Source organism: Burkholderia sp. E168m23 (assembly GCF_016586125.1).
GTDB lineage: Bacteria > Pseudomonadota > Gammaproteobacteria > Burkholderiales > Burkholderiaceae > Burkholderia > Burkholderia orbicola.
In genome coordinates this window covers 1-8757 of sequence record NZ_BCPP01000188.1, presented here as the reverse complement: position 1 = coordinate 8757, position 8757 = coordinate 1, and the positions used below count along the sequence as shown (strand labels likewise).

At 67.5% G+C, this 8757-nt stretch carries 7 protein-coding genes; 3 read left to right on the top strand and 4 right to left on the bottom strand.

Annotation, left to right across the window (positions count from 1 at the left end):
* Together JMF90_RS12380 and JMF90_RS12375 are read left to right on the top strand one after the other, a co-directional pair.
* Window positions 1-536 (top strand): isocitrate/isopropylmalate family dehydrogenase (locus tag JMF90_RS12380; RefSeq protein ID WP_236597973.1); only part of this gene is annotated, 536 nt, incomplete at its 5' end.
* Window positions 537-711: 175 nt separating this feature from the next.
* Window positions 712-2022, top strand: coding sequence for an MFS transporter (locus tag JMF90_RS12375; protein ID WP_201317161.1), 1311 nt, complete (start codon window positions 712-714; stop codon window positions 2020-2022).
* Window positions 2023-2142: 120 nt separating this feature from the next.
* Here JMF90_RS12375 and JMF90_RS12370 read toward each other — a convergent pair whose 3' ends face one another.
* The 4 genes from JMF90_RS12370 to JMF90_RS12355 form a co-directional block, all read right to left on the bottom strand.
* The gene (locus tag JMF90_RS12370; RefSeq protein ID WP_041489419.1) at window positions 2143-2640 is read right to left on the bottom strand and encodes a shikimate kinase; all 498 of its coding nucleotides are present in this window, start codon (window positions 2638-2640) and stop codon (window positions 2143-2145) included.
* A gap of 216 nt (window positions 2641-2856) precedes the next feature.
* Window positions 2857-4194, bottom strand: a complete 1338-nt coding sequence (argG, locus tag JMF90_RS12365) for an argininosuccinate synthase (protein WP_006479599.1) — start codon at window positions 4192-4194, stop codon at window positions 2857-2859.
* Between the two features lie 317 nt (window positions 4195-4511).
* Window positions 4512-5582 (bottom strand): FUSC family protein, encoded by a 1071-nt coding sequence (locus JMF90_RS12360; protein ID WP_011548292.1) that lies wholly within the window; start codon window positions 5580-5582, stop codon window positions 4512-4514.
* A 148-nt stretch (window positions 5583-5730) separates the two neighbouring features.
* Window positions 5731-7263 (bottom strand): sensor domain-containing diguanylate cyclase, encoded by a 1533-nt coding sequence (locus tag JMF90_RS12355; RefSeq protein ID WP_011548291.1) that lies wholly within the window; start codon window positions 7261-7263, stop codon window positions 5731-5733.
* A 585-nt stretch (window positions 7264-7848) separates the two neighbouring features.
* Between JMF90_RS12355 and JMF90_RS12350 the strand changes: the two genes are divergently transcribed.
* A partial coding sequence (locus tag JMF90_RS12350) for an amino acid permease (RefSeq protein ID WP_201325137.1) occupies window positions 7849-8757 on the top strand: 909 nt, incomplete at its 3' end.

Below are 8757 nucleotides of genomic sequence, written 5' to 3'. Positions count from 1 at the left end.
TGCTGACCGTGATCACGAAGAGCAACGCGCAGCGGCACGCGATGGTGATGTGGGACGAGATCGCGAAGCAGATCGCGCAGGAGTTTCCCGACGTGACGTGGGACAAGGAACTCGTCGATGCGGCGACCGCGCGCATGGTCAATCGCCCGGCGTCGCTCGACACGATCGTCGCGACCAACCTGCACGCGGACATCCTCAGCGATCTCGCCGCCGCGCTCGCGGGCAGCCTCGGCATCGCGCCGACCGGCAACATCGATCCCGAGCGCCGCTATCCGTCGATGTTCGAGCCGATCCACGGCTCGGCGTTCGACATCATGGGCAAGGGGCTCGCGAATCCGGTCGGCACGTTCTGGTCGGTCGTGATGCTGCTCGAACATCTCGGCGAGACGGAAGCGGCCGCGCGCGTGATGCATGCGATCGAGGCGGTGACGGCCGACCCGTCGCTGCATACGCGCGACCTCGGCGGCAGCGCGACGACCGCGCAGGTGACGGCGGCCGTCTGCGAGCGCGTCGCGAACGCGGCGATCGCGGCCTGACGGCGGCGCGGGGCGGGCGGCCGCGCGCGTGCGCAGCCACCCGGGCGCCGACCGTTCGTTTCACTCACGCATTTTTTCTGCCCGCGACTCGCGCATCCGACGCGAGCCGGGCGCCGGCCGGCGCTCGCGGTCCACCGACCGACGGCGTACGGCCTGACCTCGAAGGAGGAGACACATGCAAGCGGATCTGGAAACCCGCGTCGCGCGGAAACTGATGTGGCGCATCATTCCGTTCGTGATGCTGCTTTACTTCGTCAGCTTTCTCGATCGCGTGAACGTCGGCTTCGCGGCGATGACGATGAACAACGCGATCGGCCTGTCGCCGACCGCATTCGGGTTCGGCGGCGGCCTGTTCTTCATCGGCTATTTTCTGTTCGAAGTACCGAGCAATCTGATTCTCCATCGTGTCGGCGCGCGCATCTGGATCGCACGCGTGATGATCACGTGGGGCATCGTGTCGGCCGTGTCCGCGTTCGCGGCCGGGCCGACCAGCTTCTACGTGCTGCGTTTCCTGCTCGGCGTGGCGGAAGCCGGCTTCTTCCCCGGCATCATCCTGTACCTGAGTCTGTGGTTTCCCGCGAAGCAGCGCGCGGTGGCCGCCGCGTGGTTCATGGCGGCCGCGCCGATCTCGACCGCGATCGGTTCGCCGCTGTCGGGCGCGATCATGCAGATGCCGCCGATGTTCGGGTTCGCCGACTGGCAGATGCTGTACATCGTCGAAGCGCTGCCGGCGGTCGTGCTCGGCTTCGTCGTGCTGAAGCGCCTGACCGATGCGCCGTCGCAGGCCGCGTGGCTGCGCGCGGACGAGCGCGACTGGCTGATCGCGAAGCTGAAAGCGGAAGCGGACGCGCGCCACACGCACGCCGGGCACACGGCTGGTGCGTGGCAGGCGCTGCGCGACCCGCGTGTGCTGGCGCTCGCGCTGATCTACTTCGGCACGTCGGCGGGGCTGTATACGCTCGGGCTGTGGGCGCCGCTGATGGTCAAGCAGTTCGGCTTCAGCGCGTTGCAGACGGGCCTGCTGACCGGTATTCCGAGCATCGCCGCCGTGGTCGCGATGATCGGGTGGGCGCGGCATTCGGATCGCACCGGCGAGCGCACGTGGCACGTCGTGATTCCGTGCGTGCTGGCGTGCATCGGCTTCGTGTTCGCGGGGCAGGCGAGCACGGCGCTGCTGACCGTGCTCGCGCTGGTCGTCGTCAACATCGGGATCAGTGCGGCGAAGGCGCCGCTGTGGGCGATGCCGAGTGCGTTCCTGTCGGGGGCCGGCGCGGCGGCGGGGATCGCGATGATCAATTCGATCGGCAATCTCGGCGGGTTCGTCGGGCCGTTCGCGATCGGTTGGCTCAAGCACGCGACGGGCGGGTATGCGGCGGGGCTGTACGTGGTGGCCGGCACGCTCGCGGTGTCGGCGGTCGTCACGCTGATGCTGAGCCGCAAGGGGGTGCGGGAAGCGGCCGTGCCGGGCGTGCGGCATCACTCGTAAGCGCGGCAATGTGCGGTGCGGGGCGGCCGGACGGGCGCGTGGCGTACCCGTCCGGCTTCATGCGTGGCGGCGCGCGATCAGCGGTGCGTGGCGTCAGTCCATGTTCGCGCGCGGGAGCCGCTACGAGGCCGTCGCCGCGACCTGCTGCGCGATGCGTGCCGCACACGCATCGGGTGTCGCATCGGACGTATCCAGCACCATCTCGCTGAACGCCCGCGCCGCATACCCTTCCCGATACATCTCGGCGATCCGGTTGCGCTCCCAGTCCGTCAACGCACGCGAGCCGCGATTCGACGCCGCGACCGCTTCGGGCGGCGCGAGCGTGACGACGAACAAGCGCGCGTCACGCGCGTCGCAGGCCGCGCGCAGCCGTTCGAATTCCGCTTCGCCGATCGGGTAGGCGATGACCAGATGGCGTTCGCGTGCGGTTGTGACCTGCGTAACGAGGCGTTCGAGCGCGATCGCCCATTGCACGTCGAACGGCGCGTCTTCGGGCGCATCGTGATCGTCGCCGTCGATGAAGCGCGCATCGGGCAGCACGCGTGCGAGCGCGCGGCCGATCGTCGTCTTGCCGCTGTTGATCGGCCCGTTCAGGTGAATGACGGTCAGGATGGTCATGAGTCGACGCAGGAATCGGACGATTCGCAGCTTGCCATGACTGGCGCGGCGGTGCAGTGCCGTTGAGGCGTCACGCGGCGGGATGCGAATACGGCGGGAAAGCGGACAGGCGGGGAGAGGGGAAGCGGCAGGCTGCGTGCGTAACGATGCGCCACACGGGCAGCCTGCCCGACCGTGCCGCATACGACGATGCGGCACGGCGTCGAACGACGCGACTTACTTGTCGCCGTCGCCCTTGATCTGCGGCAGCGCCGACGTTTCGCCCGGCGTCAGCAGCCCGACTTGCGAATACACGCGCAGCTTGTCGCGCGTATCGGTGATGTCGAGATTGCGCATCGTCAGCTGGCCGATCCGGTCGCGCGGCGAGAACGTCGATGCCACCTTCTCCATCGACAGGCGTTCCGGCTGATACGTGAGGTTCGGCGACTTCGTGCTCAGGATCGAGTAGTCGTTGCCGCGGCGCAGTTCGATCTTCACTTCGCCGGTGATCGCGCGTGCGACCCAGCGTTGCGCGGTTTCGCGCAGCATGATCGCCTGCGGGTCGAACCAGCGGCCCTGGTACAGCAGGCGGCCGAGGCGGCGGCCGTTCTCGCGGTACTGCTCGATCGTGTCTTCGTTGTGGATGCCGGTGACGAGACGCTCGTACGCGATGTACAGCAGCGCGAGGCCCGGGGCTTCGTAGATGCCGCGGCTCTTCGCCTCGATGATCCGGTTCTCGATCTGGTCGCTCATGCCGAGGCCGTGGCGGCCGCCGATGCGGTTCGCTTCCAGCAGCAGCTCGACCTGATCCTTGAACTCGACGCCGTTCAGCGCGACCGGCTGGCCGGCTTCGAAGCGCACCGTCACTTCCTCGGCGGCGATCTTCACGTCGTCGCGCCAGAACGCGACGCCCATGATCGGGTTCACGATCTTGATGCCGCTTTCGAGGCTTTCCAGATCCTTCGCCTCGTGCGTCGCGCCGAGCAGGTTCGAGTCGGTCGAATACGCCTTCTCGGCCGACATCTTGTATGCGAAGCCGGCCTGGTTCATGAATTCGGACATTTCGGCACGGCCGCCGAGCTCATCGATGAACGTCTGGTCGAGCCACGGCTTGTAGATCTTCAGATCCGGGTTCACGAGCAGGCCGTAGCGGTAGAAGCGCTCGATGTCGTTGCCCTTGTACGTGCTGCCGTCGCCCCAGATGTTGACGCCGTCTTCCTTCATCGCGGCGACGAGCATCGTGCCGGTCACGGCGCGGCCGATCGGCGTCGTGTTGAAGTACGTGACGCCGGCGGTCGTGATGTGGAACGCGCCGCTTTGCAGCGCCGCGATGCCTTCGGCGACGAGCTGCGCGCGGCAGTCGATCAGGCGGGCGCCGGCTGCGCCGTATTCGATCGCGCGTTTCGGGATCGCGTCGTAATCGTCTTCGTCGGGCTGGCCGAGGTTCGCCGTGTATGCGTACGGGACGGCGCCCTTCAGTTTCATCCAGTGCAGCGCGGCGCTGGTGTCCAGGCCGCCGGAGAAGGCGATACCGACCTTCTGGCCGGTCGGGAGGCTTTCGAGAATCGTGCTCATAGGAATTACCGTGGATTGAAGCCGGTGGGATCGTATTTCGCGGAATATGCGAGTATCGGCTGTCCGGGAAGTTGGGGCAAGGGTTGATTTTGGTGCGGAACCGGCGTCGCGCCTGTCGCGGCGGGCCTGACGGGCGGTGAGCCGGCTGGAGAACACCGTGCCGGACGGCGTTGTATCGCCGCCGAAACGCGCGCGGACGAGCCGGCCGCCGGCCGATTTCCGGGGCCGGATCGGCCGTCAACCCAGTTCGCGCTCCTCGGCGCGTCGCTTCATTTCATCGAAAGGCATATGAAAGAATTGCGCGCCCATCCGGCCCCTCAGATATTCCACGACCGAGCGGTATCGAGCAGCCGCTCGCGCAACTGATCGACTTCGCCGGCCAGCTTGGCCGTGATCGACACGTAGCCGGACAACTGCGGCGGCGGCGCGTCGTGCAGCGGGTCGACTGGCCGCCGGCGCGGGGCGAGCCGGCTCGGCGTGCCGAACTTGAGCGCGCGGCTCGCGCCGACCAGCGTGTCGCGGATGCGCCGGTTCAAGGTCTTCATCTCGACGCGCATGTATTCGCGGGCCGCCACGTCGTCGGCGGCCGGCAGCGCGCTCGACAGGATTTCCAGATAACCGATGCACAGGCGCAGGCTGCGCTGGATCGCCTCGAGCTGCGTCATCGACGTCTCGCATTCCTTCGACACCGACGGCATCAGCGAGCGCAACTGCACGAGCAGCGTGCTCAGCGCGGCCATTTCCTTCAGGTGCGCGTCGTCGGTGACCTGACGGTCGCCCGCGAGCCGCGCATGCACGGCCGCGCACGCGCGTAGCGCGTCGGCGAGCTTGTAGCGCCACGAATAGGTCGCGTAGAGCGGCAGCGCGAACGAGAACGCCAGCGCGATCGCGATGCCGGCCAGCACGTTCACCGCGCGCCACAGGCCGTCGACGATCTCGTTGTCGCCGTGCCCCGCGACGATCACCATCGTGATCGCCGACAGCAGCGCGATGTAGCCGGCCTTGCCGATCGCGTGATACGCGCAGACGCCGCACCAGACGGCCATCAGCAGGTAGATCGCGAACGGCGCGTGCAGGAACGAGTAGAGGAGGATCAGCCCGAGCCCCGCCAGCGCGCCGATCGACGTGCCGAGCGCGCGCTCGGCCGCCTTCTTGCGGATGTTGCCGTGATGCTGCAGCCCGCCGACGACGATCAGCACGGTGATCGTCGACCACTCGCCATGCGGCACATTCAGCCCCGTGGACAGCGCGATCGACACGAGCACCGCGAGCGCGACGCGCGCCGCGTGGATCAGCTTCGCGTGCCGGTAGCGGCGGTACGGGTCGAGCAGCGGGCGGAGCGCGTGGCGCACGAGAGGCGGCAGTCGGGTCGGGAGCGGGGCAGTCATGACGAAGCGGAAGTGGCCGGAACGCGCACGGCGGCCCGCGCGGGCCGGCGCCGCGCCGCCTGCGCAGCAGACGTAACGCTAGCCGAACATAGGTGGGCTGTCCACGGCGGGGCCGCCGGGCAGCCGCGTCCGACCACGGGACGGCGCGTCACGCGTCGGCCGCGGTCGACTGCGCGTCCAGCACGCGGTTGCGGCCGCCGGACTTCGCGCGGTACAGCGCTTCGTCGGCGCGCCGCAACAGTGTCGCGGCGTTCATCCGGCCGTCGTCCGCGGTGGCCGTGCCGATGCTGACCGTGACGCGCCCGTACTGGCTCTTCACGTGCTCGATCCCGAGCTCCGCGATCGCGCGCCGGATGCCTTCGGCGACGGTGGCCGCGCCTGGCCCGTCGGTGTCGGGCAGCGTGACGACGAATTCCTCGCCGCCGTAGCGCGCGACGTGATCGCTGTCGCGGCGCAGGCAGCGCGACAGCGATTGCGCGACCTGGCGCAGCACGTCGTCGCCGGCCGGGTGGCCGTAGTAGTCGTTGAACGCCTTGAAGTGATCGACGTCGACGAACAGCACGGACAACGGCCGGCCGCTGCGCGACGCGCGCTGGGTCTCCTTCGCGAGCACCGTGTCGAACGTGCCGCGGTTGTCGAGGCCCGTCAGCGAATCGGTGTGCGCGAGCCGGTACAGCTTCGCTTCGGCCTCCTGCCGGCGTTTCAGCTCGCGCGACAACGCGAGCGAGCCCCACGCGATGAACGCCGTGAACAGGCTCATCAGCACGATGGTCCAGATCGCGCGGTGGTGCCACGACGCGTAGATGTCGATCTCGGCGGGCGCGACGTCGACGATCAGCGGCAGCCCGGCGAGATGCTTGTAAACATAGACCCGCCGCACGCCGTCGATGGCGCCGACCCCGGTCAGCTCGCCGGTGCGGCTGCGTTGCGCGTCGATGAACAGCGGCGAGTCGTGCAGGTCGAGGCCGACCACCCGGGTGTCGTACGGCAGGCGCGATACGAGCGTGCCGTTGTCCTCGACGATCGCCGCGCTGCCGTGCCGGCCGACCGCGAGGCCGTCGAGCAGCGCGCGGAAGTAGTCGATGCTGAGCGTGCCGACGACGATCCCGCCGAAGGTGCCGTCGGGCCGGTTGATCCGGCGGCTCAGCGCGATCGTCAACGCGCCGCCGCGCAGCCGCGACGCATACGGCCGGCTGATGTAGAGGCCGGGGGCGAGCCGGTCGCGATGCACGGTGAAATAGTCGCGGTCGGCGAAATTGCCTTGTCGCGCGGGCGACGCGCTCGAATCGATCGCGATATTGCCGTGCGCATCCATTACGAAAATCGAACCGAGATAGGCGCCGGTCGCCGCGCGATCGAACAGTAGCCGGTGGCGCTGGCGCGGCGGCAATGTCATCAGTTCCGGATCGGCCACGCCATCGACGACGTTTTGCAGCGACAAATCGTAGAGTTCGATATTGCGCGCGATATCGCGTTCGATCAGCAGCATCAGGTTGCGCGCATTTTCGACCGCATGGCCATACGCGTCGCGTCGCGCCTCGATTAATAGCGACGTGGAAAGTCCCCAACTGAACATCAGCAGGACGATGCCCGCCACGAGTACGCCGCGGGGCGACAGAATGCGTGCCACGATCGACGCGGTATGGCGGCGCAGCGTGGCGGGCAGCGGGAATGACTTCATCCTCGGGGGTGGCGGGCGGCGGCTACTCGCGTCACTGGCGGTTCCACGCGCTGATTATTTTGAATTAAGCGTCATTATCCCGCGAATTCCTGAAATTCGCGCGCGCATGCAAAACATGCATGCGGCGACGGCGATTCGAAACGGTTACGCATCATTACCGCAGTGCGCGCGGGCGATTTGATTTGAATCAATCGCCAGTGTCGGCCTTTTCGTCTGATTAATAACGCGCTGATCGGTCGATTTTGCGTATTGAATCCGGTATTTGGCGGATCGAGACAGGATTACGCGCGGCGGGGGAAATGAAAATCGAATGACCCGCCGTCATCGAGGTTTTCACGACGCCGGGCGGCAGTGGCGCGGCCGACACGGCCAACCCGTTGATTCTGCAAAATCCGCGGCGGTGGCGGCGGGCGGGGCGAGCGCAGCTGCCCCCCTATCGAATCAGGTAGAATCCGCGCTTCGCCGCAGGCGCCCGCCGCGCAACGCGTATCGGGGCCGCATCGAATGCATCGCAGGACGCGTCCCGCGCTCCGATACCGCATGCGCCGGCTACGGATGCCGGCCTGCTCAACGTTCGTCTCGTTTATGTCCGCCATTCCGAATTCCGACCCACCCGGTTCGTCCGCGAACCCACCCAAGCTTCATCGCGCGCTGAAGGCGCGCCACCTGACGATGATCGCCATCGGCGGCTCGATCGGCACGGGCCTGTTCGTCGCGTCCGGCGCGTCGATTTCGCAGGCCGGCCCCGGCGGCGCGATGGTCGCGTACATGCTGATCGGCCTGATGGTCTACTTCCTGATGACGAGCCTCGGCGAAATGGCGGCGTTCATGCCGGTGTCGGGCTCGTTCGCGACCTACGGCGCGAAATACGTGGACGAAGGCTTCGGCTTCGCGCTCGGCTGGAACTACTGGTACAACTGGGCGGTGACGATCGCGGTGGAGCTCGTCGCCGCGCAGCTCGTGATGCACTACTGGTTCCCGGACGTGCCGGGCGTGTGGTGGAGCGCGGCGTTCCTCGCCGTGATGTTCCTGCTCAATGCGCTCACCGTGCGCGGTTTCGGTGAAGCCGAATACTGGTTCGCGCTGATCAAGGTCGTCACCGTGGTCGCGTTCATCGGCGTCGGGCTGCTGATGATCTTCGGCATTCTGAAGGGCGCGCCGGCCAACGGCTGGGGCAACCTGACGATCGGCGACGCACCGTTCGCGGGCGGGCTGCCGGCGCTGATGGGCGTCGCGATGATCGCGGGCTTCTCGTTCCAGGGCACCGAGCTGATCGGCGTCGCGGCCGGCGAATCGGAAAACCCGCGCACGACGATTCCGCGCGCGGTGCGCCAGGTGTTCTGGCGCATCCTGCTGTTCTACGTGTTCGCGATCTTCGTGATCGGCGTGCTGATTCCGTATACCGACCCGAACCTGCTGAAGACGGACGTGACCGACATCGGCGTGAGCCCGTTCACGCTGGTGTTCCGCCACGCGGGTCTTGCCTTTGCCGCT

Coding starts and splice junctions, on each gene's coding strand:
- JMF90_RS12375 (WP_201317161.1), top strand. CDS start 712: ATGCAAGCGGATCTGGAAACCCGCGTCGCGCGGAAACTGATGTGGCGC.
- JMF90_RS12370 (WP_041489419.1), bottom strand. CDS start 2,640: ATGACCATCCTGACCGTCATTCACCTGAACGGGCCGATCAACAGCGGC.
- argG (WP_006479599.1), bottom strand. CDS start 4,194: ATGAGCACGATTCTCGAAAGCCTCCCGACCGGCCAGAAGGTCGGTATC.
- JMF90_RS12360 (WP_011548292.1), bottom strand. CDS start 5,582: ATGACTGCCCCGCTCCCGACCCGACTGCCGCCTCTCGTGCGCCACGCG.
- JMF90_RS12355 (WP_011548291.1), bottom strand. CDS start 7,263: ATGAAGTCATTCCCGCTGCCCGCCACGCTGCGCCGCCATACCGCGTCG.